Annotated in this window: 17 protein-coding genes; 9 read left to right on the top strand and 8 right to left on the bottom strand. The window is 70.2% G+C overall.

The window, feature by feature from the left end:
* Window positions 1-52: 52 nt before the first annotated feature.
* Window positions 53-1,405 (bottom strand): TrpB-like pyridoxal phosphate-dependent enzyme, encoded by a 1,353-nt coding sequence (locus tag ACFWIW_RS04555; RefSeq protein ID WP_378367112.1) that lies wholly within the window; start codon window positions 1,403-1,405, stop codon window positions 53-55.
* Window positions 1,406-1,481: 76 nt separating this feature from the next.
* Here ACFWIW_RS04555 and ACFWIW_RS04550 point away from each other — a divergent pair, with 76 nt between their 5' ends.
* From ACFWIW_RS04550 to ACFWIW_RS04540, 3 genes are read left to right on the top strand one after another with little or no spacing between them, the layout of a single operon-like run.
* Window positions 1,482-2,366 carry an arginase family protein gene (locus ACFWIW_RS04550; protein ID WP_378367111.1) on the top strand — a complete coding sequence of 295 codons (885 nt, stop codon included), beginning with the start codon at window positions 1,482-1,484 and terminating at the stop codon, window positions 2,364-2,366.
* On the top strand, window positions 2,363-3,052 hold the full coding sequence (locus ACFWIW_RS04545) for a dienelactone hydrolase family protein (protein ID WP_378367110.1): 690 nt from the start codon (window positions 2,363-2,365) through the stop codon (window positions 3,050-3,052). Before ACFWIW_RS04550 ends, ACFWIW_RS04545 begins: the two co-directional genes overlap by 4 nt.
* Window positions 3,053-3,101: 49 nt before the next feature.
* Window positions 3,102-3,896, top strand: a complete 795-nt coding sequence (locus ACFWIW_RS04540) for a PIG-L family deacetylase (protein WP_378367109.1) — start codon at window positions 3,102-3,104, stop codon at window positions 3,894-3,896.
* Between the two features lie 79 nt (window positions 3,897-3,975).
* Here the strand turns inward: ACFWIW_RS04540 and ACFWIW_RS04535 are convergent, their stop codons facing one another.
* Window positions 3,976-4,383, bottom strand: coding sequence for a RidA family protein (locus ACFWIW_RS04535; protein ID WP_378367108.1), 408 nt, complete (start codon window positions 4,381-4,383; stop codon window positions 3,976-3,978).
* 48 nt (window positions 4,384-4,431) lie between these two features.
* Here ACFWIW_RS04535 and mtnA point away from each other — a divergent pair, with 48 nt between their 5' ends.
* On the top strand, window positions 4,432-5,397 hold the full coding sequence (mtnA, locus tag ACFWIW_RS04530; protein WP_378367107.1) for an S-methyl-5-thioribose-1-phosphate isomerase: 966 nt from the start codon (window positions 4,432-4,434) through the stop codon (window positions 5,395-5,397).
* On the opposite strand, the gene ACFWIW_RS04525 is transcribed toward mtnA, so the two are convergent.
* Genes ACFWIW_RS04525 through ACFWIW_RS04515 form a run of 3 tightly spaced genes read right to left on the bottom strand, consistent with a single transcriptional unit; the run spans window position 5,394 to window position 8,077 of the window.
* Window positions 5,394-6,614, bottom strand: coding sequence for a GNAT family N-acetyltransferase (locus tag ACFWIW_RS04525; protein WP_378367106.1), 1,221 nt, complete (start codon window positions 6,612-6,614; stop codon window positions 5,394-5,396). The genes mtnA and ACFWIW_RS04525 overlap by 4 nt on opposite strands.
* A 54-nt stretch (window positions 6,615-6,668) precedes the next feature.
* Window positions 6,669-6,884 carry a ferredoxin gene (locus ACFWIW_RS04520; protein ID WP_378367105.1) on the bottom strand — a complete coding sequence of 72 codons (216 nt, stop codon included), beginning with the start codon at window positions 6,882-6,884 and terminating at the stop codon, window positions 6,669-6,671.
* A gap of 2 nt (window positions 6,885-6,886) precedes the next feature.
* Window positions 6,887-8,077, bottom strand: a complete 1,191-nt coding sequence (locus tag ACFWIW_RS04515; RefSeq protein ID WP_016332111.1) for a cytochrome P450 — start codon at window positions 8,075-8,077, stop codon at window positions 6,887-6,889.
* A gap of 112 nt (window positions 8,078-8,189) precedes the next feature.
* Here ACFWIW_RS04515 and ACFWIW_RS04510 point away from each other — a divergent pair, with 112 nt between their 5' ends.
* Window positions 8,190-8,756, top strand: a complete 567-nt coding sequence (locus ACFWIW_RS04510; protein ID WP_378367104.1) for a TetR family transcriptional regulator — start codon at window positions 8,190-8,192, stop codon at window positions 8,754-8,756.
* Between the two features lie 40 nt (window positions 8,757-8,796).
* The gene (locus tag ACFWIW_RS04505; protein WP_378367103.1) at window positions 8,797-9,699 is read left to right on the top strand and encodes a phosphotransferase; all 903 of its coding nucleotides are present in this window, start codon (window positions 8,797-8,799) and stop codon (window positions 9,697-9,699) included.
* On the opposite strand, the gene ACFWIW_RS04500 is transcribed toward ACFWIW_RS04505, so the two are convergent.
* Window positions 9,680-10,882 (bottom strand): cytochrome P450, encoded by a 1,203-nt coding sequence (locus ACFWIW_RS04500; RefSeq protein WP_378367102.1) that lies wholly within the window; start codon window positions 10,880-10,882, stop codon window positions 9,680-9,682. The two genes, ACFWIW_RS04505 and ACFWIW_RS04500, sit on opposite strands and share 20 nt — an antisense overlap.
* A gap of 78 nt (window positions 10,883-10,960) precedes the next feature.
* The gene (locus ACFWIW_RS04495) at window positions 10,961-11,515 is read right to left on the bottom strand and encodes a TetR/AcrR family transcriptional regulator (RefSeq protein WP_378367101.1); all 555 of its coding nucleotides are present in this window, start codon (window positions 11,513-11,515) and stop codon (window positions 10,961-10,963) included.
* Between the two features lie 52 nt (window positions 11,516-11,567).
* Between ACFWIW_RS04495 and ACFWIW_RS04490 the strand changes: the two genes are divergently transcribed.
* Window positions 11,568-12,113, top strand: coding sequence for a hypothetical protein (locus ACFWIW_RS04490; protein ID WP_378367100.1), 546 nt, complete (start codon window positions 11,568-11,570; stop codon window positions 12,111-12,113).
* A gap of 42 nt (window positions 12,114-12,155) precedes the next feature.
* On the opposite strand, the gene ACFWIW_RS04485 is transcribed toward ACFWIW_RS04490, so the two are convergent.
* Window positions 12,156-14,930, bottom strand: coding sequence for an FAD-binding and (Fe-S)-binding domain-containing protein (locus ACFWIW_RS04485; RefSeq protein WP_378367099.1), 2,775 nt, complete (start codon window positions 14,928-14,930; stop codon window positions 12,156-12,158).
* 86 nt (window positions 14,931-15,016) lie between these two features.
* Here ACFWIW_RS04485 and ACFWIW_RS04480 point away from each other — a divergent pair, with 86 nt between their 5' ends.
* Entirely contained in the window at window positions 15,017-16,195 is a 1,179-nt protein-coding gene (locus tag ACFWIW_RS04480) for a GAF domain-containing protein (protein ID WP_378367098.1), read from the top strand.
* Window positions 16,180-16,806 (top strand): response regulator, encoded by a 627-nt coding sequence (locus tag ACFWIW_RS04475; protein WP_378367097.1) that lies wholly within the window; start codon window positions 16,180-16,182, stop codon window positions 16,804-16,806. The genes ACFWIW_RS04480 and ACFWIW_RS04475 overlap by 16 nt, the downstream gene beginning before the upstream one ends.
* The last annotated feature ends 66 nt before the right edge of the window (window positions 16,807-16,872 follow it).

The following is a 16,872-nucleotide window of genomic DNA, read 5'->3' as shown; positions in this document are numbered from 1 at the left end:
CTGAATGCGGTCCTTGCGCGTGCAACTACCGCATTCAGAGGACGAAATGCGCTCAGGGGAGGCCGGCGAGGGATTTCTCGAGGGCTTCGTCCGGCAGCGCGTGATCGGAGATGTCGCCCGCCAGGTACGCCCCGTACGCCGGGAGGTCGAGGTGCGCATGCCCGCACAGCGCGGTCAGGATCACCTTCTCCTCCCCGGTTTCCTTGCACCGCAACGCTTCCTGGATGCACGCGGCGAGGGCGTGGGTCGGCTCGGGCGCGGGGATGATGCCCTCCGCCCTGGCGAACCGCACGCCCGCGGCGAAGCAGTCCTCCTGCCCGATGGCGACCGCGTCGATCAGCCCGAGTTCGTAGATATGCGAGATCAGCGGTGACATCCCGTGATAGCGCAGGCCACCGGCGTGGATGGGGTCGGGGATGAAGTCGTGACCGAGCGTGTGCATCTTCAGCAGCGGTGTCAGCCCGGCGGTGTCCCCGAAGTCGTACGCGTACTTCCCCCGGGTGAGGGTGGGGCAGGCGGCCGGTTCGACCGCGCGGATCACCGGGTCCATCCTTCCGGCGAGTTTCTCGCGCAGGAACGGGAAGGCGAGCCCGCCGAAGTTGGACCCGCCGCCGGTGCAGCCGACGAGGAGGTCCGGGGTGTCCCCGGCCAGCTCGAACTGCTTGAGCGCCTCTTCGCCGATGATCGTCTGGTGCAGCAGCACATGGTTGAGCACGCTGCCGAGCGCGTAACGGGTGTTCTCCGCCTGCGCCGCCTGCTCGACCGCCTCGCTGATCGCGATGCCGAGGCTGCCGGTCGATCCCGGGTCGGCGGCCAGGATCGCGCGGCCGGATTCGGTCAGCTCGGACGGGCTCGGGTGCACCGTCGCGCCGAAGGTCTCCATCATCAGCTTGCGATACGGCTTCTGGTCGTAGGAAGCGCGGACCTGCCACACCTCGCATTCGAGGCCGAAGGTGGCGGAGGCGAACGCGAGCGCGCTCCCCCACTGCCCGGCGCCGGTCTCGGTGGTCAGCCTGGTGACGCCCTCGGCCGCGTTGTAGTACGCCTGCGGTACGGCGGTGTTGGGTTTGTGCGAGCCGACCGGGCTGACGCCCTCGTACTTGTAGTAGATACGGGCGGGGGTGCCGAGCGCCTTCTCCAGCCGCCTCGCCCGGAACAGCGGCGACGGACGCCAGAGCCGGTAGACGTCCAGTACCTCTTCCGGGATGTCGATGTACCGCTCGGTGCTGACCTCTTGGGCGATGAGCGCCTGCGGGAACAGCGGCGCGAGATCGTCCGGGCCGACCGGCTCGCGGGTGCCGGGATGCAACGGCGGTGGCGGCGGCTCCGGCAGATCCGGGACGACGTTGTACCACCTGGTCGGCATATCCGCTTCGTCGAGGATGTACTTGGTCCGCTCCGCCATTGAGCCTCCTCTGTCCGTCCCTTCAACCTAAAGGGACGGACGGCGTCGCACCAGGCGTCACTACTACGGTGAGGGCATGGGGAATTTCGTACTGCTCGACGCGCCGTCCAATCTCGGACTGCGCCCGCCGGCCGAAGGTGTGGTCCCCGGCTGCTACAAGGCACCGGGCGCGCTGCGTGACCACGGCCTGCTCACCCGGTTGGGGGCCACCGACGGCGGCGTCGTCACCCCGCCGCGGTATCTGCCCGCCTGGTCACCCGGGAGCGGCGTGCGGAACGCGGCCGGGATCGCGGCCTACACCGCGGCCCTCGCCGGACGACTCGCGAAGATCCGCGCGGACGGCGGCTTCCCGGTGGTACTCGGCGGCGACTGCTCGATCGCGCTCGCCGCGATGCTGACGCTGCGTCGCGAAGGCCGCTACGGCATCGTCTACTTCGACGGGCACGACGACTTCCGTCATCTCGGCAATTCCGAACACGTCGCCAACGTGGGCGGCGAGGCCCTCGCCGTCGTCACCGGCCGCGGCCAGCCGGAACTGGCCGATGTGGACGGTCTGCGTCCTTACGTCCGCGACGAAGACGTCCTCGTGCTCGGCGTTCGCGCGGAGGAATCCGCCGAGGCGCGGGAAGCCGGGCTTCGGGTCGTGACCAGCCAGGAGATCATGGCGTCCGGCACGGGCGGCGCGCTCGCCGCCGCCCGGGAGATTTTCGCGCCACTGGACGGTTTCTGGATCCACGTCGACATCGACACCCTCGACCCGGAATTCGTGTCCGCTGTGGACAGTCCCGATCCCGGCGGGCTCAGCCCGGACAAGCTCGTCGAACTGCTCCGAGGCCTGCTCGCGATCCCCGGCGCCGCGGGGCTGGAGCTGACCATCTTCGATCCCGACCTCGACCCCGACGGCACGCAGGCCGCCCTCGTGACGGACTGCCTCGTGCGCGCACTGGAAGGAACCCGATGACCAAGGTGACCGTCGCCGACGGCTCGTTCGACGCCCCGCTGTGGCTGCCCGAATCCGGCTCCGGCCCGGGTCTGGTGCTGATCCAGGAGATCTTCGGTCTCGACGACTACCTCAAGTCGGTCGCCGCCGACCTGGCCGCTCTCGGCTACGTCGTCGCGGTGCCCGAACTGTTCTGGCGGATCTCCCCTGGCTGGTCGGCCACGCACGACGAAGCAGGCGTCTCGGCTTCGATGGCCGTCGCCGGCCGGCTGGATCCGGCGAGCGCGGTCACCGACGTGCTCGCGACCCTGGCGGCATTGCGCGCGCTGCCCGAAACCGGCGGCCGCGCGGGCGTCTTCGGCTTCTGCCTCGGCGGCTCGATGGCCTACGCGGCCGCCGCCGAGGGCGACCCGGACGTCGCGGTTTCGTACTACGGCTCGCGCGTTCCCGAACAACTTTCGTTGCTGGACAAGATCACCTGCCCGATCCAGTTCCAGTTCGGCGGCGCGGATCCCTACATCCCGGTCGAGGGGGTGCGTCGCCTCGCCGACGCGGTCGCCTCCCACGAAGGAGCGGAGATCCACATCCACGAGGGCGCGGGGCACGCCTTCCACAACCACGTGGCGCCGATGTTCCACCAGCCGGAGCCCGCCGCGGCGGCCTGGGCGCTGACGCTGGAGTTCCTGGGGCGGACCTTCCCGGCTTGAGGTGGCCGAACGCCGGAATATGTCGGTGCCCCCCGGTAGTTTCCCCACCATGGCCACATTGGTGAGTTTTCACGCCCACCCCGACGACGAGTGCATCGTCGCGGGTGGGGTCATGCGCAAGGCCTTCGAGGAAGGTCACCGTGTCGTGCTCGTCGTCGCGACCAGGGGGGAGGTCGGCGAGGTGCCGGACGGTTTCCTCGACGACGGAGAGGAGTTGTGGCAGCGCCGCGTGCAGGAGACGCACGCATCCGCCGAGGTCCTGGGGGCCAAGCGCGTGGAGTTCCTGGGGTACACCGATTCCGGCATGATGGGCGAGCCGCGCAACGACGTGCCCGGCACGTTCTGGCAGGCCGACGTCGAGGAGGCCGCGCAGCGGCTGGCCGCGATCCTGCGCGAGGAGGAGGCCGACGTCCTCACCGTCTACGACGACAACGGCGGCTACGGGCATCCGGACCACATCCAGGTGCACCGCGTCGGGATGCGCGCGGCCGAGCTGGCGGGCACGCCGCGGGTCTACGAGGCGACGAGCAACAGCGACGAGATGCGCCGCGGCATGGAGGAGGCGGTGCGGACCGGGCAGATGAAGGCCGAGGACCTTCCCGATTTCGAAGACGGGTCCGAGTTCGGCAAGCCGGAAGCGATCCTGACGGCGAGGGTGGATGTCACCGCGTACCTGCCGTACAAGCGGGCCGCGATGCGTGCGCACGCCAGTCAGATCAGCGAGGACTCGTTCTTCCTGGCGATGCCCGACGAGGCCTTCGCGCAGGCGTTCGGCGTCGAGTGGTTCATCCGTGCCGGGCAGGGTCCGGGTATCACGGAGACCGACCTCATGGCGGGTCTCTGACCGAGTCGCGGTTCCTCGTGAGTGGCTAGGACGGTTCTAACCGTCCTAGCCACTCACGAGGCATAAGGCGGCCGCGGGGTCAGGCCGTGGCGGCGGTGACGTCGAGTTCGACGAGCTGCCCGGGGTAGCCGAGCTGCGCGACGCCGAGCAGGGTGCTCGCGGTGGTGAAGGCCTCCCCGATCGCCGACTCGACGAACCGGTCCCACACCGCCGAAAGCACGTCCGCGTCCGGCGTCACCACGTAGATCACCGTGCGCACCACGTCGGCCGGGGTCGCCTTGGCGAAGGCGAGCGCGGCGGCGGTGTTCGCGACGACCTGATCGACCTGGGCGAGCACGCCGCCTTCGACGACCTTGCCGTCCTCGGTGAGCGGGCACTGGCCGGCGAGGTGGACGTCCCTCCGGCCTTCGACGATGGTCACGTGGTGGTAGGTGGGCGTGGGGTGCAGACCGGGCGGATGGTGGCGTTCAATGGTCACGGGCCGCATCCTCACCGAGGCGGTCGCGACGGGACAACCGGATTTCACGGGGGAGCCATGCGCAGGACGATCGACTGGACCGGGGACGCGGTCACGATCATCGACCAGACCGTCCTTCCCGCCGAGTACCGCGTGCTCGAACTGCGCACGGTCGGCGAACTCGTCGCCGCCATCCAGCGGCTCGCGGTACGCGGGGCACCGGCGCTCGGCGCGGCGGGGGCGCTCGGCGTCGTGCTCGCCACCCGCGCGCAAGGCGATGTCGAGGCCGAGGCGCGCCGCGTCGCCCAGGCCCGGCCGACGGCGGTCAACCTGAGCTGGGGCGTCTCCCGTGCCCTCGCGAAGCTCCCGGAGGGGCCGGAAGCCGTCCTCGCCGAAGCCCTCGCGATCCTCGACGAGGACGAACGGATCAACCACGAGGCCTCCCGGCTGGCGGCCGAAGTGGTGATCGAGCACTGCGGGCGGCGGCCGTTGCGGCTGCTGAGCCACTGCAACGCCGGCCATCTCGCGACGGTCGCGTGGGGCAGCGCGCTCGGGGTCGTCTGGCATCTGCAGGCCCGCGGCCTGGTGGAGTCCGTGCTGGTCGACGAGACCCGGCCGCTGCTGCAGGGTGCCCGCCTGACCGCTTGGGAACTGGCCGAAGCCGGTGTCCCGTACCGCATCCAGCCCGACGGCGCGGCCGCCGCGGCGATGAGCCGCGGCCTGGTCGACTGCGTGCTCGTCGGTGCCGACCGGATCGCCGCCAACGGCGACGTCGCCAACAAGATCGGCACCTACGGCCTGGCGATCGCCGCGAAACATCACTCAATCCCGTTCGTGGTCGTCGCCCCTTCGTCCACTGTGGACACCGCGATGCCGGACGGCGCCGGGATCGAAATCGAGGAACGCGATCCCGGCGAGGTCCTGGCCTTCGGCGGCACGAAGGTCGCGCCCGAAGGCGCGGAGGTGTTCAACCCGGCCTTCGACGTGACGCCGCACGAGCTGATCACCGCGGTGGTGACCGAGCACGGAATCCTGCGTTCCTAGAAGGATTCCAGGCAGGACGGCTCGCGATCGCCGGCGAACGCCGCCGTCGCCCGCGAAACCGCGCCGGCGGTCCGCTCCTTGATCCGGCCCGCCGCGGCCAGGGTGCTCGGCCTTGTCCCGCCGAGGAAGATCGCGCCGAGGTCGGTGACGTCCAGTTCGAGATCCGGCGCGTCCTCCACCCGCGTCACCTCCGCGTGGCCGTCCGCGCCGGCGACGAGCCGCCAGTTCCCGGTGTTCCACGGGCAGAAGGCGTCGCGGACGCCGAACACCAGATCCACCGGAGCGTTGTAGTGCCGGGTGACCAGGGCTCGATCGACGTCGACCAGCCGGACCCACAGGGAGTCGCCACCGGACCGGGTCATGGCGCGCGGGTCGGCGAGCAGATGGACGAGCGGCTCGTCGAGGGCGGCGGACACCTCCACCGTGACGACGAGGTCGTAGTCGAGCAGGAAGCGGTACAGCGTCGCGTACGCCTTCGGCGTGGTCGCGACGAGCTCCTGCACGCTCAGGATCCCCCGCGGTCCTTCCTCGTTCCAGTCGTTCTTCACCCGGTAGATCACGTAACCGTCGGGCAGGACGGCGAATCTCAGCGCGGTCGCGCCGTTCCTCCGCCGCTCCGGGTCGTCGAGGTTGAACTCCCACGTCGCCCCGGGCCGGTCCAGCGCGCCGACCCGTTGGGGCGCTTCCTTTTCGTAGATCGCCTTGATCAGCGGGATCGCCTGCTCGCGGCCGATTTCGCGTACTCGCTCGGCTTCGAGTTCGACACCGGGCCGGAACGCGGACTTCGCACGGATCTTCGCGCGGTAGAACTGCGCCGCGAGCCCGTAGCCGAAGCGGGGGTAGATCACGGCTTCCGACGCCCACAACGCGGCGATCGGTTCGGCGCCGTCGTCGTGCAGGCCGTGCAGCTGCGCCCGCATGACGCGGGTGAGCGCGCCCCGCCGCCGATGTCCCGGGGCGACGCCGACCGACGTGATCCCCGCGAACGGTGTCGGCCCCGCACCGGGAACGGTGATCTTCCTGGTGAGGATCTCCCCCATCCCGATCAGCTCGTCGCCGTCGAAGACGCCGTGTGAACGCTCGGGTTCGAACACCAGCCCTTCGCGGTATCGGAACCCTTCCGAGGGATCGGCGAGGAAAGCACGCGCCAGCATGTCCGAAAGTGCGGGCAGGTCGTCGGTGGTCAGGGTGCGGAGGGTCAAGCCGTCGTCGCTCACCCTGTTCGTCCTACGCCCCTTCACCGGCGACCGCCACGCATTAAAGAGCGGTCATCAGGGCCGCGGCCCGATCACCTCACCCTGTTCGGTCACCTCGATGGCCATCGCGGGACAGGAATCCGCCGCGTCGAGCACTGTCTCGTCCGGATCCACCTCTCCCTTGACCACCGTCGCCACGGCACCTTCGAGTTCGAAGACCTCCGGCATCAGCGCCGCACACATCCCCGAGCCGATGCACGTGTTGCCATCGACCTCGACTTTCCAGCTCATGCTCACCATCCGATCGGCATGGAGCGGGGGCCCCGCACCAGCATCTGGGTCTTCCACACGATATCGCCGTCGAGGTGCAGCCCGGGGAGATCTCGCAGCAGCGCCTTCAGTGCTTCCTGCAGTTCGAGCCTGGCCAGCGGGGCGCCGAGGCAGTGGTGCACGCCGTGCCCGAAACCGAGATGGGGATTGGCCTCCCGGCCGAATTCGAGGGTTTCCGCCGAGGTGAACTGGAGCCCGTCCCGGTTGGCGGCGCCGATCGCGACCATCACCGGCTCGCCCTCCTTCACCAGCACGTCACCCACTTGGATGTCCTCGGTGGCGTAGCGGGCGAACCCGGCTCCCGCACCCAGGGGGACGAACCGCAGCAGTTCCTCCACCGCGGCCGGGATCAGGTCCAGGTCCGCGCGCAGGCGGGCGAGCTGCTCCGGCTGTTCGAGCAGGGCGTAGACGAAGTTGGGGATCTGGCTGGCGGTGGTCTCGTGCCCGGCGATCAGGATGCCGATGCACATGTCGACCAGTTCCAGCTCGCTCAGCCGGTCGCGGACGTCGCGCGCCTCGATCAGCGCGGTCATCAGGTCGTCCTGCGGCTCGGCTCGGTGCTGCTCGACGAGCACGTGCATGTACGCCCGCAGCTCGTCCTGGTTGGCCATCATCTCTTCGGTGGTCAGCGGGCTGGTCGACAGCGCGGCGTCGCTCCACACGCGGAATTTCGGCCGGTCCTCGACGGGGACGCCGAGCAGTTCGCAGATCACCGCGACCGGGATCGGCAGCGCGTAGTCCTCGACCAGGTCCGCGGGCTGCCCCTTGGCCTTCATGTCCTCGATCAGTCCCGCCGCCAGCTCGGCGACACGCGGGCGCAGCAGTTCGACGCGGCGCATGGTGAACGCCTTCGCGACCAGCGTGCGCAGCCGGGTGTGATCCGGCGGGTCCATGCTCAGGATCCCGCCGGGCCGCCTGCCGGGTGCCATCCGCGGCTCGTCCTTCTCCGCGGCCATCGCACGGGAGAACCGCCGGTCGCCCAGGACGAAGCGCGCGTCGGCGTACCGGGTGGCGAGCCACGCCGGCTCACCGTGCGGGAGCCGGACGCGGAGCATGCCCTTGGTGGCGCGGGCAGCGGCGTACGCCTCGTTGAGTTCGAGGCCGGCGTCCTCGTTGAAGGGATAGGCGACGAATTCGGTGTCTGTGGTGGTCATTTGTCCGGAAACCCCCCGGCTCGGCGGTTTGTAAGCAACTGCTTACAACGCTAACCATGATCACGGTGAGCGTCAATGCGCCTACCGTGCGACGCCCGGCTAGCCTTTGCCGATGACGGAAGAACCGCAGGTCCGCAAGCGCGACGCGGCCGGGACCAGGGCTGCCCTGCTCGACGCGGCGGCGGCTCTCTTCGCCGAACGCGGCTTCGACCGGACGACCGTGCGCGACATCGCGAAACTCGCGGGAGCCAACCAGGCCTTGCTGTTCCGCTACTTCGGGTCGAAGGATGCGCTGTTCGAGGAGGTACTGGCGCGCGGTGGACGCGAGCAGATCGCCACCACCCCACCGGACGAACTGCTCGGCACGGCCTTGCGCAGCATGCTGGAATCCGACACCGGCCGCGACCGCACCCTCGACGCGTATCTGCGCTCGACGGGCCACGACAGCGCCGCGGCCGCGGTCCGGCGGCAGCTCGGCGAGGAGTACGCCAAGGTGCTCGCCACGCTGACCGACGCCGAAGACGCGGACCTGCGGGCCGACCTGATCCTCGCCTGGCTGCTCGGGATCGGCCTGGTCCGCGACATCACCGGCAAGGAACCGCTGGCCAGCGCGGATCCCGACGACGTCTGCCGCCTGGTGCTCGGCGCGGCGCGGACGCTGCTGGAGCGCAGCGGGTAATCGCGTCGCCCGCCACGACGCGCTGTTCTACTGTCGTGCCGTGATCTCGTTCCCGCCCGCCGGCACCGAAGCCGAATTCGCCGCGCTGACCAGGCAAGACCTGCTCCCGGCCGTGATGTCGCTCGGCTTCGGCGAAGCCGTCCCGTTCACCGAGGGCTCCTTGCCGGTCTACGCCGTCGGCGACGATCTGGTCCTCAAGCTCTTCCCGCCGGTGCATCTCGACGAACTCCCCACCGAGCGGACGATGCTCGAGGCCCTGCACGGGAAGCTGCCGATTCCGACCCCCGCCGTGCGCGACGTCGGCGAGCGGGACGGCTGGGGTTACCTGCTCATGGAACGCCTGCGCGGCGAAACACTGAAAGACGCCTGGCCGAAACTGTCCACAGAGGACAAACACCGGCTCGCGCCCGAACTCGGCGAGGCGCTCGCCGCCCTGCATTCGCTGCACGACCCCCGGCTCGACGCCCTCGATCCGCCGGACTGGGCCGCGTTCGTCGCCGAGCAGCGCGCGAACGTCGTCGAGCATCACCGGCGGACCGGGCTCGGTGAAAGCTGGATCGCCCAGCTGCCCGCCTTCCTCGATTCCGTCGAGCTGGGCAGCCCGCCGGTCGTCCCGCTGCACACCGAATTCATGCGCGACCACCTCATGGTCACCGTCGACGACGGCCGTCCGCGATTGACCGGGCTCTTCGATTTCGAACCCGCCATGCGGGGCGCGGCAGAGTACGACTTCGTCGCCGTGGGGCTGTTCGTTTCCGGCGGGGACAAGGATTTCCTGCGACGGTTGCTGGCCGGATACGGCGTCGAGCCGGACGAGGAATTCTCCCGGCGTTGCCTCGCGTACGCGCTCTTGCACGTCTACAGCAACTTCACCTGGTACCTCCGGGTCCTCCCCGCGCCGGAGGAACCGACGCTGGAGAGCCTCAGCCGCGCTTGGTGGTAGCCCAGGTCACGGGCACCGCTTCCGGGCCGCGGATCGAAAGCGGCGGACGCCAGGCGATGGCCGAGGCGGGAACCGCGAGATCCAGTCCCGGAAGCCCGTCGAGCAGGGTCCGGAACGCGATCTCCCCTTCGAGCCGGGCGAGTGCCGCGCCGAGGCAGAAATGCAGTCCGTGCCCGAAACCGAGTTGTGGCGCGTTGCGGCGCCGGATGTCGAACCGTGACGCGCCAGGGAAGGCGGCTTCGTCGCGGTTCGCCGCGCCGGTGTGCGCCAGCACCGCCTCACCGCGCCGGACCCGGCCGGCGCTCAGCTCGACGTCGTCCAGCGCGACCCGGAGCAGCGACGCGTCGGCCGGTCCGTCGAACCGCATGATCTCCTCGACGGCCCCCTCGGTCAGGCTCGGATCCGAGCGCAGCGCGGCGAGCTGATCCGGATGTCCCGCCAGCAGCACGATCCCGGTCGCGATCAGGCTGACCGTGGTCTCGTGCCCGGCGAGCAGGAGCTGGGTGGCGAGATCGATCAGCTCAGCCTCGGTGAGCCGGTCGCCGTCCTCGTCGCGAGCGTGCACGAGGACGCTCAGCAGGTCCTCGCCCGGCGCCGCCCGCTTGATCGCGACGAGCGCCGCCATGTCGTCCGCCCCGTCACGCCGGGCCTGCGCCACTTCCGCCGGGCCGTACGCCATCGGCGTGACGATCACGCGCGACCATTGGCGGAACCGTTCCCTGCCCTCGTAAGGGACGCCGAGGATCTCGCACATGACCGCGGTGGGCAGCGGGAAGGCGAACGTCTCCACGAGATCCACCGGCGGACCGTGTCCGGCCATCGCCCGCAGCAGGGTGTCGGCGATCTCCTGGATCCGCGGCCGGAGCCCGGCGATCCGGCGGACGGTGAAAGCCTGCGCCGTCAGCTTCCGCAGGCGAGTGTGATCCGGCGGGTCCATGTTCAGGATGCTGTGCTCCCCGGTGGAGAAGTCGCCCGGTTCGATGAGGCACGGCGCGCCAGGGGCGAGCAGGTTCCGGGAGAACCGCGTGTCCGAGAAGATCAGGCGGACGTCTTCGTACCGGGTCACCAGCCAGCCTTCGCAGCCGCTGGGGAAGACGACCCGGGACATCGGCGGATATTCGGCGTAGATCGCGCCCATCGGGGTCGCGGGGTCGTCCTTCGCCGCGGGATAGGTGGCTGTCATGGAGCATGATGATGAGCGGCGCGGCGCGCGGCCGGAAGGCTCCGGCCACTCACCCGCCCGAAGAGCCGAAGATCCTTCTCACGGGGTGATAATCCCGCGCAGGAACTCCAGGTAGCCCGGTCGTTCCGTGGCGGACAGGAGGGTCCCGCCGCTCGCCCGCCGCGCCTGGATCAACCCGATGAAGGCCGTGTAGGCCAGCAGACCCCGATGCCGGGCTTCGGTTTCCGGGCGGCCCATTTCCCGGAAGCACCGGACGATGAAGTCGACGCGCCGCGCGGTGACGTCCGCGAGCAGCGGGCCGATCACCGGATCGCCGGCATGGGCGAGCAGCGCCAGCTCGGCCCGCTCGTCGTCCTTGCCGCCGAAGACGAGTTCGAACAGCTCGCGCAGCCTTCGTTCCGGATCCGAGATCCCGTCCAACAGGGTGATCAGCGCCTCGGTGTCGTTTTCGGCCCACCTGCGCACGGCGGCCTCGACCAGCGCGTCCCGGTTCGCGAAATGCCAGTAGAAACTGCCTTTCGTCGTCCCGAGTTTCGCCGCGATGGGCTCGACCGCGATCGCGCCGACGCCGCCTTCGCACAACGCTTCGAGCGCCGCGTCCGCCCAATCCTCCCGCGCGAGCTTCCGTTTCACGTGGCATACGCTACCGTATGGGAAACCATACGGCACCGTACGGGAGGCGGACATGCCCTTCGGATCCCCCGCGAACTGGGGCGCGACCACGGAAGAACGCCGCCGCGCACAGCCGGCGGACACACTGCTCGACGGCCCGGTCGCACGCTTCGACCGCGCGGTCACCGTGCACGCGCCCGCCGCGCTCGCGTACCGCTGGCTCTGCCAGATCTCGGTCGCGCCCTACAGCTACGACCTGCTCGACAACTGGGGACGCCGCAGCCCGCGCACGCTCACTCCCGGCGCCGACGAACTCGCTCCCGGCGACACGCTGATCGTGTTCGAACTGACCGAGGTCGACCGAGGGCACAGCCTCACCGGCCGCACCTTCGCCAAATCCGAGAACCTGTTCGGCCCGGTGGCCGCCACGTACTCGGTCGAGCCGATCGACGAGCGGTCGTGCCGCATGCTGTGCCGCATCGTCGTGACCTCCGCGGGGTTCGGCGGGCGCCTCAAGGAGTTCCTGCTCGGCTGGGGCGATCTGATCATGATGCGGAAACAGCTGCTGACGTTGAAGAAGTACGCCGAACGGGACGCGCGCCTCGGTCACGTCTCGTGAGTGGCAAGGACGGTTCTAACCGTCCTTGCCACTCACGAGCGGTTAGGGCAGCGCGCGCCTCAACAGCTCCGCCAGGTGCAGCGCCCGCCGCCCGTCGAGCTGCTCGATCTGCGTCCGGCAGCTGAAGCCGTCCGCGACCACTTCGGTGCCCTCGGCGGCGGCACGGATCGCGGGCAGCATGCGGTCTTCGGCGCAGGCGACGGAAACGTCGTAGTGCCCGCGTTCGAAGCCGAAGTTGCCCGCCAGTCCACAGCATCCGGAGTCCATTGTGGAATTGTGGACACCCGCGGCGCGCATGGCGGCCTCGTCGGCGTCGAAGCCGAGCACGGCGTGCTGGTGGCAATGCACCTGGCTGAGCGTCTCGACGTCCAGCGAACGGAATTCGAGCGGCGAGTCCTCGACGAGTTCGGCGAAGGTCCTGGTCCGTTCGGCCAGCAGTTCCGCGACCGGATCGCCGGGCAGGAGCGCGGGGAGGTCGCCGCGGAACAGAGCCGTGCAGCTCGGCTCCAGCCCGGCCACCAGGTACCCCGAGCGCAGATACGGTTCGAGCACGGAAAGCGTGCGGCGCAACACCTTCTTCGCCACGTCGAGCTGTCCGGTCGAAACCCAGGTGAGCCCGCAGCAGACACCGCGATCGGGCAGGACGACGTCGTAGCCCGCGGCGGTGAGCACCTCGGCGGCGGCGTCGAGGACGTCGGGCGTGAGGTAGTTGTTGAAGGAGTCGGGCCACAGCACCACCGGCCGGGAGCCGGTCGCCCAGCGTTTGAGATCCGTACGGCGCCGCGTGAACGGCGCCTTCGCGAAGGTCGGCAGGTCCCGTTCCGGCGCGATCCCGCCGAACTTCTTCAGCAGCCCGGAGAACCGGCGCGACATCGTGTTCGCCAGCCGCGGCGCGAGCGACGCCGCGCGCAGCCACACCGGCAGCCAGCCCATCGAATAGTGCGACGCCGGGCGGATCCGTCCCTTGTGGTGCTGGTGCAGGAACTCCGCCTTGTACGTCGCCATGTCGACATCGACCGGGCAATCGGACAGACAGCCCTTGCACGACAGGCACAGATCCAGCGCCTCGGCGACCTCCTCCGAACGCCAGCCGTCGGTGATCAGTTCGCCGTTCACCATTTCGGCGAGCAGATGCGCGCGGCCCCGCGTCGAGTGCTTCTCCTCGCGCGTGGCGCGGTAGCTCGGGCACATCACGCCCGCCCCGGTGGTGTTGCGGCATTTCCCGACGCCGACGCAACGCCGCATCGCCTGCCCGAAGCTTCCCTGGTCTTCCGGGTACGCGAGCGCGGTGACGTCTTCGAGCTCCAGCGGCGCGCGGCGGACGCGGAGATCGGCGTCGACCGGCCTGGGATTCACCAGGATGCCGGGGTTCATCATGCCCGCCGGATCGAAGATCCCCTTGAACCGCGCGAAAAGCGCGAGGATCTCGGGACTGTACATCCGGGACAGCAGCTCCGAACGCGCCTGGCCGTCACCGTGCTCCCCGGACAGCGAGCCGCCGTGCGCGGCGACCAGGTCCGCCGCCTCTTCCAGGAACGACCGGAATCCGGCGATCCCTTGTGGCGAAAGCAGATCGAAGTCCAGCCGCAGATGCAGGCAGCCTTCGCCGTAGTGTCCGTAGACGACGCTCTTGCGCCCGTGCGCGCGCATGAGCTGCTTGAATTCCCGCAAGTAGGCACCCAGCCGCTCGGGCGGTACGGCGGCGTCTTCCCAGCCCGGCCAGGCCTCCTCGCCACCGGCGAGCCGGGTCGCGAGACCGGCGCCCTCCTCCCGGATCCGCCACAGCCGCTTCTGCGCCGCCGCGTCGTCGAGCAGCGCGGATCCGGTCAAGACGCCGCGGAGTCCGTCGATCAGCGCGCGTGCCTTGTCCGGATCCGCCATCTCGACGAACAACCAGGCACCACCGGGCGGCAGACCGTCGGCCCGGCCCGGCTCCAGCAGGGCGACGAGATCCGCGTCGACACCCTCGACGGTCAGCGGTGACCACGGCAGGATCGCCGGGACGGCGTCGGCCGCGGCGATGTCGGACTCGAAGCCGAGTACCGCGAGGACCTTGCGTTTCGGCACCTCGGCGAGCGAGACGGTCGCCTCCAGCACGGTGACGCAGGTGCCCTCGCTGCCGACCAGTGCCTTGGCGACGTCGAAACCGTTCTCCGGCAACAGGTGTTCCAAACCGTACCCGGACACCCGCCTGCTGAACGAGGACAGTTCGGTGCGCAGCAACGCCAGGTTGTCCCGGGCGAGTGCGCGCAACTCGGAGAAGACCCGGCCCTCGGTGCCGGGCCTGGCCGCCCTGGCGTCCACTTCGGACGGTGAGGTCGGCCCGACGGTCAGCCGCGTGCCGTCGTAGAGCAGCACGTCCAGCTCCCGGACGACGTCGACCGTGCGTCCCCAGGCCACCGAATGCGAGCCGCAGGCGTTGTTGCCGATCATCCCGCCGATCGTGCAACGCGAATGCGTCGACGGGTCGGGGCCGAACCGGAGGCCGTGCGGCGCGGCCAGGCGCTGGAGGTCGTCGAGGACGGTTCCCGGGGCGACCCTCGCCGTGCGCGCCGCCGGATCGAGGGCGAGGACCCCGCCGAGGTGACGCGAGGTGTCGAGCACGACGCCCGGCCCGCACGAGTTGCCCGCGACGCTGGTGCCGCCGCCGCGGGCGATCACCGGCAGCCCGGCCCGGCGGCAGGCGGCGACGGCCTCGATCACCTCGTCGACGCTCCGCGGCAGCGCCACCCCCTTCGGCACGTGCCGGTAGTTGGAGGCGTCGGTCGTGTACAGCGCCAGTGTCGCGGCGTCGGCCAGGATCTCCACGGAGTCCATTCAAGACAACCGCGGCCGGAAACGCATCGGTGAACCTCTCCGGACGGGTGTGTCGGAAACCACGTCCGGTATGCGATCGTGAGCGCGTGACGGCGAGACGGCACGCCGCGGAAGACCTCGCCGCCGAGCACAGCGCGGTGCTCGGCGGGCTTCTTCGCGAGCGCGAAGAGCTGCTCGCGACCCTCGACCGGGTCGCGGCCCTCAACGGCACCGCGCGGCTGATCCGCGAGTCGATCGGCACGCATTCCGGCTTCGTCGCCGAGCTGGCCGGGCCCGAACAGGCGGTGATCCGCTGGATGTCGGGCACCCGCACGGACGCCCTGCAGGATCTCGCCGTGCCCATCGGCCAGGGCATCGGCGGGCGGGTGCTCGCGCTGGGCAAGCCGGTGCGGGTCAACGACTACGTCAACTCGCCGAGTATCACCCACCAGTTCGACGCGCAGGTCCGCGGTGAGGGCCTCGCCGCGATGATCGCCGTCCCGATCTTCAGCGGGACCGAGACCGTCGCCATCGCGTACGCCGCCATGCGCGAGCGGCGCGACTTCGGCGACGACGCGGTCCAGTCCCTCGAAGACATCGCCACCGAGGCCGGCCGGGCGCTGAAACTGGCGTCGGTCGCCGAGGCCGACCGCGAGACCGCACTGTCCGCCGAGCGGCTCCGCATGCAGAGCGCGCTGCACGATTCGGTCGGCGCGCTGCTGTTCTCCATCGGCGTCCAGGTGCGGAACCTGCACGAGGACATCAGCGACAACCCGGCGCTGGAATCGCGGCTGCGGCGGCTGGAGGGCGACGTGTCGGCCGCGTCGAGGGCGCTGCGCGAGTCGCTGCTGGCGTTGTCCGAGTCGAGCCCGGAACGCGCGCTGCCGGTGGAGCTGGCCGAGCACTGCCGTTCGTTCCAGGCGCGCTGCGGCGTCCCGGCGCGGTTCGTGCAGCTCGCCCCGGTGCCCCGGCTGGACGCCGAACGCACCGGCCTGCTCGTGGCAGCCGTCCGGGAGGGCCTGCTCAACGTGGAGAAACACGCCGAAGCGCTGTCCGTCGTGGTCAGCCTGCTGCCCAGTGACGACGGTGTGCAGGTCGTCGTCGCCGACGACGGGACCGGTCATCGCGGCGAGGACGCCGAGGAGCCCGAACCCGGCACCGGAATGGGGCTGCGCGCGCTGGCCGAACGCGCCGCGCGGCTCGGCGGCCGGGTCAGCCTGGTCCGCGACGACGACGATGGCTGCACGCTGCGCGCCTGGGTGCCGGAACCGTGCCGTCGCCGGTGACGGTCCTCGTCGTGGACGACCATCCGGTGGTCCGCGACGGGGTGAGCCTGCTGCTGCGTTACGACCCGGCGATGACCGTGGTCGGCTCGGCCGAGACCGGCCGGTCCGCGATCCGGCGGGCCGCCGAGCTGAAACCGGTGCTGATCCTGCTGGACCTGCGGTTGCCGGACATGCTCGCGCCCGAGGTCATCGCCGAGCTCCGCCGCGTGCATCCGGCCGGGCGGATCGTGGTGTTCACCGCGCACGGCGACCATCAGGGCGTGCGGGCCGCGCTGGACTCCGGGGCGCACGGCTGCCTGCTCAAGGACGTCGCCGGGACGGATCTGGTGGCGGCGTTGCGGCAGGTGCTCAAGGGTGAGCGCGTCGTCGATCCGCGGATCTTCCCCGACGACGGCCAGCGGTCCGACGCGCTGGCCCGCAGCGGGCTGACGCGGCGCGAGTACGAGGTCCTGCGGCTCGCCGCGCAGGGCCAGACGAATCCGGAGATCGCGGAATCCACCGGGCTGGCGCGGAACACGGTGAAGACGTACCTGCAGTCCGCGCTGCACAAACTCGGCGCCCGGAACCGCGTCGAGGCCATCGGCAAGGCCTCCGAAGCCGGCCTCCTCTGACGCGTTTCGTCCTCTGAATGCGGTAGTTGCACGCGCAAGTACCGCATTCAGAGGACGAATTGCGCC

The sequence above is a fragment of the Amycolatopsis sp. NPDC058340 genome (genome assembly GCF_042723975.1).
GTDB lineage: Bacteria > Actinomycetota > Actinomycetes > Mycobacteriales > Pseudonocardiaceae > Amycolatopsis.
Note: the sequence above shows the minus strand (reverse complement) of the source record. Positions and strands in the feature narration are given on the sequence as shown.